The sequence below is a fragment of the Vibrio kasasachensis genome (assembly GCF_050337565.1).
Lineage (GTDB): Bacteria > Pseudomonadota > Gammaproteobacteria > Enterobacterales > Vibrionaceae > Vibrio > Vibrio kasasachensis.
In genome coordinates this window covers 1-14,682 of sequence record NZ_JAKJTB010000017.1, presented here as the reverse complement: position 1 = coordinate 14,682, position 14,682 = coordinate 1, and the positions used below count along the sequence as shown (strand labels likewise).

Annotated in this window: 11 protein-coding genes and 1 pseudogene; 3 read left to right on the top strand and 9 right to left on the bottom strand. The window is 41.8% G+C overall.

The window, feature by feature from the left end:
- Positions 1 to 50 precede the first annotated feature (50 nt).
- The gene (locus L4C38_RS14330; protein ID WP_428798240.1) at positions 51 to 299 is read left to right on the top strand and encodes a hypothetical protein; all 249 of its coding nucleotides are present in this window, start codon (positions 51 to 53) and stop codon (positions 297 to 299) included.
- 182 nt (positions 300 to 481) lie between these two features.
- Here the strand turns inward: L4C38_RS14330 and L4C38_RS14325 are convergent, their stop codons facing one another.
- The 4 genes from L4C38_RS14325 to malX all read right to left on the bottom strand — a co-directional run bounded on the left by L4C38_RS14325 (position 482) and on the right by malX (position 5,964).
- The gene (locus tag L4C38_RS14325; RefSeq protein WP_428798239.1) at positions 482 to 1,777 is read right to left on the bottom strand and encodes a methyl-accepting chemotaxis protein; all 1,296 of its coding nucleotides are present in this window, start codon (positions 1,775 to 1,777) and stop codon (positions 482 to 484) included.
- Between the two features lie 386 nt (positions 1,778 to 2,163).
- Complete coding sequence (locus tag L4C38_RS14320; protein ID WP_428798238.1) at positions 2,164 to 3,264, bottom strand: M20/M25/M40 family metallo-hydrolase; 1,101 nt, start codon at positions 3,262 to 3,264, stop codon at positions 2,164 to 2,166.
- 1 nt (position 3,265) lies between these two features.
- Positions 3,266 to 4,432, bottom strand: a complete 1,167-nt coding sequence (locus L4C38_RS14315) for a MalY/PatB family protein (RefSeq protein ID WP_428798237.1) — start codon at positions 4,430 to 4,432, stop codon at positions 3,266 to 3,268.
- Positions 4,429 to 5,964 carry a maltose/glucose-specific PTS transporter subunit IIBC gene (gene malX / locus L4C38_RS14310; protein WP_428798236.1) on the bottom strand — a complete coding sequence of 512 codons (1,536 nt, stop codon included), beginning with the start codon at positions 5,962 to 5,964 and terminating at the stop codon, positions 4,429 to 4,431. The genes L4C38_RS14315 and malX overlap by 4 nt, the downstream gene beginning before the upstream one ends.
- A gap of 243 nt (positions 5,965 to 6,207) precedes the next feature.
- On the opposite strand from malX, the gene L4C38_RS14305 reads away from it, so the two are divergent.
- Complete coding sequence (locus L4C38_RS14305; RefSeq protein WP_428798235.1) at positions 6,208 to 7,965, top strand: helix-turn-helix domain-containing protein; 1,758 nt, start codon at positions 6,208 to 6,210, stop codon at positions 7,963 to 7,965.
- Between the two features lie 5 nt (positions 7,966 to 7,970).
- Here L4C38_RS14305 and L4C38_RS14300 read toward each other — a convergent pair whose 3' ends face one another.
- From L4C38_RS14300 to L4C38_RS14280, 5 genes are all read right to left on the bottom strand, one after another.
- Positions 7,971 to 8,873 (bottom strand): LysR family transcriptional regulator, encoded by a 903-nt coding sequence (locus tag L4C38_RS14300; protein ID WP_428798234.1) that lies wholly within the window; start codon positions 8,871 to 8,873, stop codon positions 7,971 to 7,973.
- 100 nt (positions 8,874 to 8,973) lie between these two features.
- Positions 8,974 to 9,735 (bottom strand): LutC/YkgG family protein, encoded by a 762-nt coding sequence (locus L4C38_RS14295; protein ID WP_428798233.1) that lies wholly within the window; start codon positions 9,733 to 9,735, stop codon positions 8,974 to 8,976.
- Positions 9,736 to 9,746: 11 nt separating this feature from the next.
- The gene (locus tag L4C38_RS14290) at positions 9,747 to 11,162 is read right to left on the bottom strand and encodes a LutB/LldF family L-lactate oxidation iron-sulfur protein (protein WP_428798232.1); all 1,416 of its coding nucleotides are present in this window, start codon (positions 11,160 to 11,162) and stop codon (positions 9,747 to 9,749) included.
- A gap of 12 nt (positions 11,163 to 11,174) precedes the next feature.
- Positions 11,175 to 11,894: a (Fe-S)-binding protein gene (locus L4C38_RS14285; protein ID WP_428798231.1), complete on the bottom strand. Its 720-nt coding sequence runs from the start codon at positions 11,892 to 11,894 to the stop codon at positions 11,175 to 11,177.
- A gap of 204 nt (positions 11,895 to 12,098) precedes the next feature.
- The gene (locus tag L4C38_RS14280; RefSeq protein WP_428798230.1) at positions 12,099 to 13,682 is read right to left on the bottom strand and encodes an L-lactate permease; all 1,584 of its coding nucleotides are present in this window, start codon (positions 13,680 to 13,682) and stop codon (positions 12,099 to 12,101) included.
- Positions 13,683 to 14,504: 822 nt separating this feature from the next.
- Here L4C38_RS14280 and L4C38_RS14275 point away from each other — a divergent pair.
- A pseudogene (locus L4C38_RS14275) lies at positions 14,505 to 14,682 on the top strand (IS4 family transposase); the annotation flags it as partial.

Sequence of the window (14,682 nt, the reverse complement as noted above, 5' to 3'; positions counted from 1 at the left end):
AACTGACGATGGCACTTCATACAAAAAGAAGTCACACAAGAGACAAAAAAATGATTAAAGACGATAGAGTTATTGAATCACTAGAAGAACTTGAAGCATTCCTAATGGCGATTGAAAGCGGCATGCTAGGCTTGCAAAATGTCGCGGGGGTTGCACTGGCTACCCACAATGCCGATGGTCGTCACTTCGTTGCCGTATTGGATGACAAGCACCAGTTATTACTTGGTCGTTGGGTAACAGAAGAAGTGTTCAAAACAGGTCAAGATCTAGTGCGTAACGGCGCTAAACCAAAACACTAAACCAAAACTTCCATTTGGGAGCGATTTGCTAAAAACGCAGAAGCCAGAGCATAGTTCTCTGGCTTTCTCTTTTATTTCTCTCAATATATCCAAGTGACTTCAAAGTGCAGGTTTCAGCGGCTTGTCACTGGTTCAAGTGACAAGCTCCCGCACGGCGAGTTTATTAGGATACTTGGGCATAGTTAAACCAGCTTATGCTCGTTTAGGCTCATCACAGTATTGGATACATTCTCAGCCCCTTTGTAGATTTCATTCATCACGGTCGAAACTTCAGCCATCTTAGAGCTTCCAAGATCAGATGTGGTCGCCACTTCTTGCATAAACTGTGTAATATCCGTTGTTAATTGCTGATTCTCATCTACAACATGGGTAATTTCTGCGGTAGATTCTGCAGTTCTCGATGCAAGCTTACGCACCTCATCCGCAACAACCGCGAAGCCTCGCCCTTGCTCACCTGCTCGCGCCGCTTCAATCGCCGCATTCAAAGCTAATAGATTCGTTTGCTCTGCAATACCCTTAATGGTTGAGACTATCTGAGAAATGCTATGCGAACGTTCATTAAGATCGGCAATTTTATTTGCTGCACCAGCGACTTTCTGGCTAATGTCGTGCGAGACCTCAACCGATTCCTGTAGCAGTTTTGAGCCTTCCATCGCGATTTGCGAAGTTTCAACTGAGGTGCTGTAGGCAATTTCTGAAGCTTGTGAGATAGCCAAATTCCGTTCAACTTGGTCGGTGACATCAGCAGCAAATTTAATCACACTACTTACCTTTCCATTCTCATCGAAAATTGGATTATAAGTCGCTTCAATCCAAACATTTCGTCCAAATGAGTCTCTTCTTAGAAACTGACCCGACTTATGTCGACCTGACTTTAGATCAGACCAAAAGTCAGGATTTTCGCGGTAAAAATCCTCAAAACAAAATATGCGATGATGCTCCCCCAAGATCTCACTTTCTCTATATTTGAGCGTCTCTAAAAAGTTGCTATTTACGCTGAGCACTTTACCTTCAATGGAAAACTCAATCACTGCCATTGATTTATTTAACGCATCAATCACGCTTTGTTTCTGAGCGTCAGCTTTATGAACACTCGTGGCATCAGCGGCAATCTTAATCACACGTTCAACCTTACCAGCGGAATCAATCACCGGAATGTATGTCGCGGAAAGAATCACATAGTGACCGCCCTTACAAATACGAGTAAACGTTCCTTCAAAAGTCTCGCCCGTAGCGAGGGCACGCCAAAACTCTTGGTATTCTTGTGAATTGGTATAGCTCGCTTCACAAAAAATTCGGTGGTGTTTGTTCTGGACTTCATCCAGTGTATAACCGACACAATTCAGAAACTTATGACTTGCAGTCAGAATATTGCCGTTCATATCGAATTCAATGTAAGCAGTGTTCTTAAATATCGCACTGTATAAGTTTTCTTCAAATGTTGGCTGAGTTACATTCGATTTCTTTTTGAAAAACATTCTATTACTTTCATCCTGTTCATTTTTATAGTTATTTACATACAAGTATCAGTATGCCATACCATTTTCTCATAAGTTTAACTAAAATGAACCCGTCTTTACTCCATTCTTTGCCAACAGAAATAACTATCGTCGTTAGGTTATTAATTAACATTAAAAAAATCAGCATTAAAATCGATAAGTTATTGATATTTAAAACCTGAACATAGTGCCATAACAATTACCTATCAAAACCATAATAATAATTTCAGTAAATGTTGATTCCTCATCATGTAAAACATAAAGCCCCAGCATTTCTGCTAGGGCTTAGGTATTCGTCATTCATTTTTGCTCGTTATTAAACAAGCTTCAGTAGGGTATGGTTATGTCGCTTACCCGTATTCATACTAACTAAGCAAACTCATCACTAAATCTCGACAAGCAATGATATCTGATTTTTTAATACACTCATGAACGCTATGGATATGCCGCATACCGACACTGATATCGGCGCACGGGATCCCTTGCTTATTAAAAATGTTGGCATCAGACCCGCCCATTCCATCTAACAATTGCACTTCTATGCCTTGAGCAGAACAACACGATGCAAACCGAGTTAACACTGGTGAGCTTGGATCTAAACGAAAGCCTGGCGTTCCTTGTGCTAAGCGGTTTTCATAGTTGATCGGATAGGTTTGCTGTAATACTTGTAACTGGTATGAGACATTTTCAATAAAAGAAGTCACTTTCTCTGGAGAGCGGGAACGCACCTCAAAGGTAATATCGACACTTTCCATTATGACATTGGTTGCATCACCACCGTTGATCAGCCCTATATTGCTGGTTGTTTCTTCATCGACTCTACCTATCGGTAGCTGAGTAATAAGCTGGGCAGCAACAAGCATGGCATTACAGCCAGTTTCTGGTTCACTGGCATGCCCAGAAATGCCTTTAACCGTCACGATACCTTTAGCTGAATATGGCGCAGAAATATAGGCAGTACCTATTTCCCCCCCAGCATCAATCACATATGCCGCATCTATTGACGGCAAACGGTCGAAATCGAGCGCCTTTGCTCCTTTCAAACCAACCTCTTCACCAATGGTAAAGATGGCTACGATAGTAGAGTGAGGTCTTGGGTTAGTCGCTAATTCAATGAATACATCCAGTATCACTGCAATGCCAGCTTTGTCATCACCACCGAGTACGCTGTTGCCATCGGTTTTAATCCAATCGCCCTCTTCGACGATAGTAATATCATCGCAAGGTGTCACTGTATCCATATGGGCAGATAGCGCTACAGTACCAGCAAGCGTACCGGGTAGTGTGGCAATCAAATTGCCACACTGTGCGCCTTCAGCTTGATACGATTGCTGAGCACTATCCTCATAAAAAGTAATACCATACAGTGACAACTGCCCTTTGATATATGCACTAACTTGGGCTTCTTTGTAGGATGGTGAGCTAATTGCGGCCATCGCTAGAAAGTGTTCAATAACCTTGTCCATACTATTCCCTTAGCTGCGCAATTACCTGTTGTAAGCACTCCAGCCCTTGCTCAATTTTGCTACGAGGACACGCCACATTAAGTCGAAGATAATGCTTACCACCTTCACCATAGGCATCACCGAGCATGATCGCGACACCAGCTTGAATCATCTGTTGTTTCAACTGCTCAGCACTCACTTGCAAGGCTGAATAATCAATCCAAGCAAAATACAAACCTTCTGGGTAAATCATCTTCAGATCAGGCATTTCTTGTCGTAAGTACAGCTGCACAAAATGTAAGTTATCTTGCAAGTAGGTTTTTAGCTCATCTATCCAGTAATCACACTGCTGATAAGCGGTAATAGTGGCAAGTACGCCAAAAATTGAAGGTGACGATAAACCATGCTGAAACTTCAACACATCCATAAATCGCTTATGTAAATCAGCGTCTGGGATCAGCACATACGAGCCGCCTAAAGCCGGAATATTGAATGCCTTAGACGCTGAGGTACAAATAGCAACCTTGTCCGTAGACAATGTCGTGATTGGGCAATACGGCACGCCAAAGCAAATATCCATATGAATATCGTCTGAAATAACGAACACCCCGTGCCGTTGACATACCTCAAGCAGATAAGCCAACTCTTGTTTTTGCCACACTCGCCCAACAGGGTTGTGTGGGTTACACAGTAACAGCACCTGACAGTTCGCCACTTTTTGTTCAAAGTCGAGCTTGTCGATTTCAAAATACCCTTTGTCATCGATAAGCGCGCTAGTGATCATGTTGCGCCCAGAGTGCTCAATACAGCTGAAAAAACCATCATAGGCAGGAGTAAACAGTAAAACGTTGTCCCCCGCTTGGCTGTTCAAAGCAATCAGTGTTGCAATTGAATAGATCACGCTTGGGCTATAGGCTATCCAATTATCTGATATCGAGCTATCAAAGCGGCTTTGATACCAGTGACAAATAGCCTGTTTATAATCATCATGATTCCAACGGCTGTAACCATAAACTGGGTGTTCAATACGACTCTTCAGCACCTGTTGTATTTCATTCGGTGATGCAAAATCCATATCTGAAATCGTGAAAGGCAATAACCCCGGTTTACCAAAACGGTCTTCAACATAGTCCCACTGAGTACAATAGGTATTCGTTCTATCGATTACGCCGTTGAAATCTATTTTCATGCCATTGCCATCTCTAGTTTTTTGCGCATTGTGTGTACTTGAGGACCAATAACAACCTGCAAGTTTTGCCCATCCAAACGAACAACACCGATCGCACCTGCGCTCTTTAGCAGCTTCTCGTTAATGACTTCAGTTGAGTGCAATACCAAACGTAAACGGGTAGCACAATTGTCGATAGTGACAATATTATCTTTACCACCCAGCCCCTCAAGCATATGTGCAGCTAAACCTTCCGCACCCAATGCACTGACGATTGAGTCAGACTCATCTTCACGACCAGGAGTCTTAAGGTCTTTTTTGACAATGACATATTTGAAAACAGAGTAATAAGCAGCAAACCAAACCACACCCAGTAGTGGGACCAAGAACCAGTTGGTTTTGAAGCCTTGCAGCACGCCGAAGACAAAGAAACCAATAATGTCACCACTTGGACCAACATTGACATTAAATAGTGACAGCGTCAGGTAGCCTAAACCCGTCATAAAGGCGTGGAATAGGTATAGCATTGGTGAAATAAACAGGAAGATAAACTCAATCGGTTCTGTAATACCACTCACCACAGCGGTCACCGCACCTGAGATCAATAAACCGCGAATTAACGGGCGATTTTTAAACTTAGCCGTATGGTAAATTGCTAATGCAACCGCAGGTAAGCCGAAGAAGAAGCTCAGCATGCGACCTTGAGCCAACAAACTCACTGTCTCCATTGGTGTTTCATAACCCGCAGCAAGGTTGGTGTAGAAAATGTTCAGCGCACCAATCACCTGTTGCCCATCAATAATCGCTTCGCCACCTACTGGGGTAAAACGAATCATCGCAGTTAGAATATGATGCAGACCGAGTGGGATCAGTAGACGTTCACTGGCACCAAAAATCATCGGTCCAAATACATCTGACTGTTGGATGATGTAGCCAAGGCCTTTGATCATAGTATCAAACAACGGCCAAATATAAGGTATGAACATACCAAACAGCGACAGTACAACCAGAGAAACAATTGGTACTGCGTGTGGACCACCAAAGAAAGCAAAAGCATCTGGTAACTGTGTATCTTTGTAGCGTTCGTGAAGACGCGCAACAATTACACCAGAGAAAATACCACCAAGGACACCAGTTCCAATAGTTTGTACGCCAAGAATCATCACCTGACCTGACGCTCTCATTTCTTCAGGACCGGCTAATGTACCTGTCTGTTTCAGCACAAAGTTAGTACCCATAATCATAATGAGATAACCAACAAAACCAGAAAATGCAGCCACGCCTTTTTCTTCTTTGGCTAAACCCAAAGGAATTGCAATGGCAAAAAGAACAGGCATGTTCTTGAAGGTAAACACACCGACCATAGTGACGTATTGAAAAAAGATGTTGATCGGTTCGTAGGAAAGAAAAGGCCAAAGTTTTTGTAGTTGCGCGCCCGTTAAAGAGCTACCTAAACCTAACAATATGCCGGAAATACCCAAAAGAGCGATTGGCAAAACAAACGTTTTACCTAACCCTTGGATAAAACCCCAAAGCTTCATTTTATGACTCATAGTAGCCACTCCATTTTTATATTCATTTTATATTTGTAGGGATAACGGCGACACCTTACTCAAGGTTGCGCAAAAACAGAATCGAAATGTGCTTCTATAAAAACGGAAATAAATTTTCAGATATTTGACTCATTGATACGAAAAACAAGCCCCAAATCACACATTCAATCAAACCAGTATGATAAAAACGCCTAACTCAAATCATTAATGTGATTTTCACCTTACTTTCTATTCGGACACCTCATGAGCATTACTTCTAACGAAGTTAAGTTGATCAACACACTGTTACAGAGGTCTCATTCTATTTCTGAATTGGCTGAAAAGATGGAAGTCAGCAACCGTCATATCCATAACTATATCGCCAATATCAATTACTATATTGAACAAGCCATCTGTATAGAAAAAGGCGATGCCCTACTACTGATGAGTGGTGATAAATGGGCGCAGAAAATCAGAGAAGTACCAATTGCGCATTACCGCCCTCGCTCTTGTGAGCGACAAGATTACCTACTCGACAACTACTTGTTTTTGGCGCAAAACAAATACCAAGAGATCGAAAAATCACTGGCAATCTCCCGCCCTACACTAAAAAAAGATTTAAACCAACTGTCGTTAAAACTGCAACTTAACGGACTCTCTATTCAATATAATGACGGTGGGTTTTCAATTTACGGGACAGAAAAAAAACTACGCCATTTAATGATGGAAAGGATCAATAGGCAGGTTACAAAAGTAACCCCTGAGATAGAGTTTTGCATTGCCACTACACCGCTTCAGCATCATACCCAACAAGTCATTTCACAGCGGCTAGCGACACTGCCATTAAAAGAAACATATGTTGTCATCAATAATATTTCTCATGCTATTGATGGCAAATTTCCGGCAAACTTTATTAAATTGATGTTCCTTTATTTGAGTGTCTCGTTATATCGAATACAGCAGCAACACTTTATTTTGCAGAAGAATAATGCCGACTATTTAAGACGTACTACCAAATACAGGTTGGTATACAAGCAACTAAGTTTACTGATCAATGAACAGTTAGAATATGAACACCTACATTTGACGGAGTACTTCTTTAGCGGATGTGAAGATGATAATTTCCACGAAAACCAGCTACGAGTTGAAATGTGTTCAATGTTATTTTTGCGCCAATTAGCTCAAACATCATCATTATCAAATAGCCAACTATCTCAACTGCATGCACAACTTTGCCAATATTTGCCTTCGGCAATCTACCGTATAAAAAACCATGTGCGATTGCACTCAATACCAGGGGACAATCATCATATTTCACATTGGTACCAAACAACCATTAGCGCGATGTCTTATTGCCAACATTGGCTCCTTGAGCCATTGAGAGACGAAGAGTTATATCAAATTGCTCTGTTTGTTGAACAAGTAGAACAGTATGAAGAATCAAGCAAAATTGCTTTGGATGAATTGCTCGCGACAGTGAAAAAACATGTCAAACAAATGGAATATGAACCATTAAAGAAAGCGCTGTTGCAACAATACCCTACGTTACTTTCAGATCACGCTCGTCCTGAGTATTTAACTGCTAGTTGGTTTTCCAATGCTGATATACATTGGATTGGTCAATCCGCAAATTTGTCTGATATTGCTAAGTTGGGTGCACTCCGTTTAGCCAACAAACTTAATATTGACTATCAAGAGGTACAGCTTCCATTGTTCAACGTAGTGAGTGGCTTTATTCAATATTTGCATATCGGTTCAAATGTCTATCTGTACTCAGCAAAAACAGCATCACCAACACAATCATCAACCCTGCAACTCATCTTGCAACCAATTAATAGTGAGAGCAATTCCTCACCGATCTATTACTTCTTTTTGCTGCATAATGAGAGCGCTACACCACACGAGCTTCTATTTTCTCTTCAGCAGTTCGAGCAACAAAAACATATTTATGAAGGTAATTTAGTCACTAGCTCAAATATCGACTGGATAACGACATTAATCCATCAAGAATTAATGTGTTAGGCAGTTTAAAAGCACTCTTGCATGTCAAGATAACGCTGACGGATATGCTCTATCAACGCTTGAATACGTTTGGCAGGTCTTTTGGTGTAGGGATAAACCGCGTATATACCGACGATTTTACTACTGTATGGCTGTAATAATTCTATCAATTCCCCTTGCCTAATTTCATTATAAACCAGGCATTTAGGTAAATATGCCACGCCATTTCCAACTAACGCACATTGTTTTAAAGCGGCGGAATTGTCTGATGAGAAATTCCCTGCCACCTTTAACGTGTATGCATCACTGTTATTTTTAAATTGCCAATCAAACGTACCGGCGCTGTCATGGGTATAACCCAAACAGTTATGATGACGCAGATCTTTAGGCGTTTCAGGCGTGCCGCATTCAATTAAATAATCGGGAGAGGCACAAACAACCCAATGAGAATTGAAAATATAACGCGCAATAAGGCTGGAGTCTTCTAGATAACCAGTACGAATGACCAAGTCGTAATTGTCCGCGATTAAATCGACAAAGTTATTATCCATCGACATATCAACCGTTAAACCCGGGTGCTGCTGACAAAAATCAGAAATAGCTTGCGCCAATAGTAACTCACCGGAAATCGTCGGAACCGACATTCGAATATGACCAGATAAGTTGTCATTGTAGCCAGTCACGGCATCAAACGCGGATTTTGCGGTAGAATGGATATCTTTCGAGCGGTAGTACAACACCTCGCCCGCTTCAGTCAAAGTGAGCTTTCGAGTGGTACGGTAGAGCAATTGAGTGCCTAAGTCCGCCTCCAGTTTACTGACTCGCTTACTCACCATAGATTTGGTGATGCTATTCGCTTCAGCCACTTTACTAAATGAACCAAACTCAACAACTTGAGTAAATAGCACAAGGTCATCTATATGGGGCATATCCTGCTCTCTAGATTTTTACTGGTCAGTTAATTATATACAGATCGCAGTCGAGATACGACGCCAACCGAACATCAGCTAGCGTCGTAGTAAACACTAACTACATGTCATCAATGACTACGTAAGTGGCATAAATTGGCCCGTGAACCCCCACGACTTTGATCAATTCAATATCCGCAGTAGAGCTAGGACCTGAGATGAAATTAACACAAGAAGGCAATCGCTCGCCTTGTTTAGATTTTTCATGCAGTCGATCGGTCGCTTGGGTTAAGCGTGCCACCAGCGCGCTTTTAGGCACAACAAAAACTGACGCTTCAGGCAACAAGCTCACCGCTCTACCTTGAGCTGAGTGGCTATATAACACCATAGTGCCTGATTCAGCGAGCGCTTGCTCGGCAAAAACCACGCCCACTTTTGCTCGTTCTGCGATGACAATATTCGCATCATAGCCCGCGCTTTGATCCCATACATAGACATGATGCAGTTCTGTCTCCAATGCCTGCGCAGAGACTAATTCCATCAATGGCTCGGAAGCGGATAACAGAGTCTCACCTTGTACGGGTTGCCCTTTCTCATCCTCACAATATGACAAACACACCTGTTTAAGTGTCTCTTCAAATTGGGATTTGGTTGTAACGATTGCTTTGGCACCCAATGTTGTTTGGGCGTAACCGAGCAACTCGTCTTTGAGTTCATCTTGGCTAAATGAGGCCATTACCTCTTTATGGCAAGTGTATTTTAACGCAGGGCGATCAACCTGTGACAAGGGTTTAGTCCGACCAAGTTGACCAGCAATATTATCGAGAAACGAATCTCGATTATGCAGACGTTGCACTCTGTTAGCTGTTTTATCGTATGTCATAACCGTCAATCCTACTTCTTGTTTCTTGTTTCAAACCAGCTGCGGAATGATTGCCCATCCGGCTGTGGTAAATCACGAGTCTCTGCCCACTTACCAATAGCACCAACGTTTAATGGCATCTTTCCGTTTTTGATCACCTTGCTCGCTATTTGTGCACCCACTTTTACCCCAACATTCCATAACAAAGGCGTAGCGTTTAGCACATTAAAACCGCGAACAACAACCCGCTCACTTAGCGGTGTAATATGCTGCTCAGCCATTTTCTCACGATGCTTCATGAGCAAATCAGAGAGAGGGATCTTAACTGGACACACATCATGACAAGCCTTACACAAGCTGCACGCATAAGGTAATTCTTTAAAGTCATCGTATCCGCCAAGTAGAGGAGATAACACAGCACCAATCGGACCTGAATAGATCGAGCCGTAAGACTGCCCACCAATATGACGGTATGCAGGACAAGTATTAACGCATGCAGCACAGCGCACACAGCGTAGGATATCTTTAAATTCAGAGCCTAAAATCTCAGAACGACCATTATCAACAATAACTAAATGAAACTCTTCTGGTCCATCACACTGTTCATCTTCGCGTGGTCCGGTTAACGCAGTAACATAACCCGTGAGTGGAATACCTACAGCACTGCGACACAACAAGCTAATGACAATATCCAACTCTTCAAAGGTAGGAACAATTCGCTCCATCCCCATCACTGCAATATGTGTTTTTGGTAAGCTTGTCGCTAAACGAGCATTGCCTTCATTAGTCACTAAAGAGACGGTGCCTGACTCTGCTACGGCAAAGTTACAGCCTGTAATACCAATGTCGGCTTCTAAGAAATCATGACGAATATGATTACGCACAAAACGCGTCATCTCTTCTGGATCATTACTGCCTTGGTAATTCAGTTTATCTTTAAAGATCTCTTTGATTTGTGTTCTATTTTTATGCAGCGCAGGCACGACGATGTGCGACGGTGGATCGCAATCATCCACTTGCAAAATATACTCGCCTAAATCCGTCTCGATAACTTCGCAATTATTGCGTTCAATCATCTGGTTCAGGCCGATTTCTTCCGTCACCATCGATTTGGATTTAACCACTTTCTTAGCGTCTTTAGCTTGGATGATCTGCTCAACGTAATCCGTTGCTTCTTGAGCGGTTTTAGCAAAAAAGACATGACCACCGTTGTCCAACACCTTCTCGCTGAGTTGGTGCAAATAGTAATCTAGGTTTTCTAGTACATGATTGCGGATATCCATCCCCATCTCGCGCCACTCTTCCCAGTTACCGAGTTTATCTGCCGCAATTTGTCGATTAGTGAACATACGCTCTTGTGCATTTGCCACAGACTTACGCATGAAGTCATCTTTCATCTGCACGTCAATTCGTTGTTTGAAATTAACGTCGCTGGTTTTCATAGACATGGCTCTATACTCCTATCGGCTCAACAGAACATCGACGATGTGCATAACCTTAACTGGCTGACCTTCACGGGTCATACGCCCGCCGATATTGATCAAGCAACTAATGTCTGCTCCGATAAGATATTCAGGCTCTACTGCGCTAATATGCTGCACTTTTTCTTTTACCATCTCGCCAGAAATTTCCGACATTTTGACCGAGAATGTGCCGCCAAAACCACAGCATGTCTCTTGGTTTTTGATCGGTACCATCTCTAAACCTTCAACATTCGCCAGTAGCGCTAGAGGTTCTTCGCGCACCCCTAGTTTGCGAATCAAACTACACGATGGGTGATAAACCGCGCGTCCTTTCAAACGAGCGCCAACATTTTTAACCCCTAGCTGATTAACAATAAACTGAGTCAATTCGAATAGTCGGTCAGCCACCTTTTGTGCTCTCGCTGCCCACTCAGGTTCATCCGCTAAATATTCTGGGTATTTTTTAATCGATGCAGCGCAAGAACCCGCAGGGGTAACTATTGGGAAATCGTTGCTTTCAAACGCCGAAATTAAGTTTTTCATTGCAGGTTTGCTCTGCTCTATATACCCACTATTGAGAGAAGGTTGACCACAGCAGCCTTGTTGCTTAGGAAAGAGGATTTCACAACCAAGTTCTTCCAATAAAAGAACCGTTTTCTTCGCCACATCTGCCTTTACCGTGTCACACAGACAGGTAACAAAAAAGTTAACCTTCATAATATCGCTCCAATTAAGGGATACATTGTTTCTTTATTAAAGATATACCCAAGTGACTCAAGATGCTGGATTCAGAGTCTTGTCACTGGTACCACTGACAAACTCCACAGGGCGAGTTTGTTAGGTTACTTGGATAAAAAAGTAAGCTCACCTTCGCGCTCTGTTGCCAAAGCCCCTACTACAGGATAGGTGAGCTAAAATGAATTAGATTGCAAGACTCACGATGGCGACAATAACCCCATAAAGAATCATGGGAACAACCGTGCGTTTAATGATGTAACCTTCTTTGTTCGAGATACCGAGAATGGTCGATACGGCGATGATGTTATTAATACACACCATATTACCCATTGAACCGCCAACCGATTGAAGCGCTAAAACAAGATGCTCTGACAAGCCGACATTCTGCGCAATACTCTGTTGAATTCCGCCGAACGTCAGGTTAGATACGGTTGCCGAACCAGAGAAGAACGCTCCTAGCGCACCTAGGTAAGATGCGAAGAACTGCCAGTTGGTCCCTGTAAGATCAGAAAACGCTCGTCCTGTCGTCATAATTGGTGAGTTCTCACCGCCCATCATCATGAACTTAACCATAATCAGCGCGCCAACAAGGGCAATAAATGGCACTTTGATTCGGCTTCCCGTTTCAGTAAACACCTGCTTGAGCTGTGATTTGGACATGCCAAAAATAAAAGCAGAAATGATAACCACAAGGAAAAATGGAATCAGGGCTGGCACATAAAGTGTCTTATAAGCCCAACTGGTGTCAGTGCCTAAAATATGGGCAAACTTGATAATTAGCGCGTTGCTGATTGTAAATTCACCAAACCAACCTAAGTTGAAATGCAGCATTGGTGTCGCATCAACAAGCAAAGCCTTGATACCCAGTTGCTGAATTCGTGTAACAATCAAAATAGCAATCAACAACAGTGTTGGGCTCATCGCTTTAAACACTTGTCCAAACGGAATTTTAGCGGTTGGCTCTTGATTAGTTTCACTTGGTTTTTCCATACCAATATTAAATTTAGCCAGCAGGATAGAAAGCGATAAACCAATCGCGCCGCCAACTAAAGCTGGAAATTCATAGTTCCACTGGGCAAACAACAAATAAGGCACAGTACAAGAGAAAATACTTAATTGAATAAAGATGAAGTTGCGGGTAATTGAACGCCAATTGACGACAAAGCTAAGCGCGATGACAGGAATGACAATCGCGGCCACTGCATGTAAAAATGCTGAGTATTGTCCAATAGTTAAAAGCGATGCCTCATCTAAACTCAAGCCACCAAAACCAAACCAAGTCGGCGTACCAACCGCACCAAACGAGACCGGTACAGAGTTCATGATCAATGCCAGCATCGCCACTCGAAGAGGAGGAAACCCTAAGCCAACTAAAATAGGAGCGGCAATTGCCGCTGGTGTACCAAACCCTGATGCACCTTCTATCATGAAGGCAAATGCCCAACCAATGATCATCAGCTGCGCGATTTGGTTACGGCTAATACTCTCTAACCAATGACGAATAACTGTTTCTGCACCAGATAGCGCTATAGTACGATTTAATAAAATAGCGCCTGCGATAATTGATATTGGCGTAATAGCTGAAAGGCTACCTGCAATTATATTTGCAGTAATATTGGTAATATCTGAACCAAAATAAAATAATTGAAGTGTTCCAACTAATAATGCGGTAATAGGTAGAGCAAAGTGTGATGGTAAAGCATTCTTTTTCGTCATCATCCAAATTAAAAGGATAATAGGTATTGTAGAGATAATCAGATTTAACATGATATTGTTCACTAATAGTTATTATTGCTATTTGTACTGCTAGTAATATTCATTACCAAGCATCCACTTTTTATGTCCTTGCTGTGGAATTTATTTTAGAGCTTTTTAACTCTCTTACTATCGCTAATTATTTACACCTATTAACAAGCCCGCATCATTTGTGACGAACAACCACATCAAAAATACGGTCAAAATAATTATTTCTATAAAAACAATGCATTAAATAAGAACGGGCTTTTTGGGCAATGCCATTACAACCAGAATGGAAACAAAGAAAGTCAAATTGGATACCAATTAAAGATAATATGGGACAACGTCAATACAAATGATAACTAATACCGATGCAAGGTTAAGGGGAAATATCTAACCTTGTGTCATTATGTTAATGTAATGAGCGAGCTTATATAGAGAATTAGATTATTTTTAATAACGACTAAAATGAGTAACAGCATCAAAACCAACTCATTTTTCATTAAAATCTTTAACCTAAAAAGGTTCAAGAAACACACTTCTTGATATGATTACACGAATTTGGCGGGAATAAATCACTATTATTTATATTTAATAGTATTGATATAAACTAGAGTCATATCATCTTCATATGATTATAAAAAAAAGGTGAGCCATTTGGCTCACCTTTGAACATCAGTTATTACTTTATATATACCCAATAAACTTGAAGGTACTGCCAACACCGCTGCCTCGGGAATCCCCTCATAATTTCCAACAAAAACAATGAGTAGACGCGCATCGCTCATTCTGATCTAATGAATTTCGCCAAAAACACACCTTATCAAATGGATTTAATAGGGATACCTAACGATGCGCGATATTCAAATTCTACAGCAAACTCTTGAAGACCAATGCCCTAATATTCACAAAAAACGACTTAGATCTCTTATACTTGCCACTAAAAGCGTTCTCAATGGTTCTGATTTAACCTTAACCAAACTTGGCAGAAAACTTGAAACGAAAACCACCGTCAAACACGCAATTAAAC

Excerpts from the sequence above, each read along its gene's own strand:
- L4C38_RS14320 (WP_428798238.1), bottom strand. The coding sequence starts at position 3,264 with ATGGACAAGGTTATTGAACACTTTCTAGCGATGGCCGCAATTAGCTCA.
- L4C38_RS14315 (WP_428798237.1), bottom strand. The coding sequence starts at position 4,432 with ATGAAAATAGATTTCAACGGCGTAATCGATAGAACGAATACCTATTGT.
- L4C38_RS14280 (WP_428798230.1), bottom strand. The coding sequence starts at position 13,682 with ATGTTAAATCTGATTATCTCTACAATACCTATTATCCTTTTAATTTGG.
- L4C38_RS14285 (WP_428798231.1), bottom strand. The coding sequence starts at position 11,894 with ATGAAGGTTAACTTTTTTGTTACCTGTCTGTGTGACACGGTAAAGGCA.
- L4C38_RS14290 (WP_428798232.1), bottom strand. The coding sequence starts at position 11,162 with ATGTCTATGAAAACCAGCGACGTTAATTTCAAACAACGAATTGACGTG.
- L4C38_RS14305 (WP_428798235.1), top strand. The coding sequence starts at position 6,208 with ATGAGCATTACTTCTAACGAAGTTAAGTTGATCAACACACTGTTACAG.
- L4C38_RS14325 (WP_428798239.1), bottom strand. The coding sequence starts at position 1,777 with ATGTTTTTCAAAAAGAAATCGAATGTAACTCAGCCAACATTTGAAGAA.
- malX (WP_428798236.1), bottom strand. The coding sequence starts at position 5,964 with ATGAGTCATAAAATGAAGCTTTGGGGTTTTATCCAAGGGTTAGGTAAA.
- L4C38_RS14330 (WP_428798240.1), top strand. The coding sequence starts at position 51 with ATGATTAAAGACGATAGAGTTATTGAATCACTAGAAGAACTTGAAGCA.
- L4C38_RS14295 (WP_428798233.1), bottom strand. The coding sequence starts at position 9,735 with ATGACATACGATAAAACAGCTAACAGAGTGCAACGTCTGCATAATCGA.
- L4C38_RS14300 (WP_428798234.1), bottom strand. The coding sequence starts at position 8,873 with ATGCCCCATATAGATGACCTTGTGCTATTTACTCAAGTTGTTGAGTTT.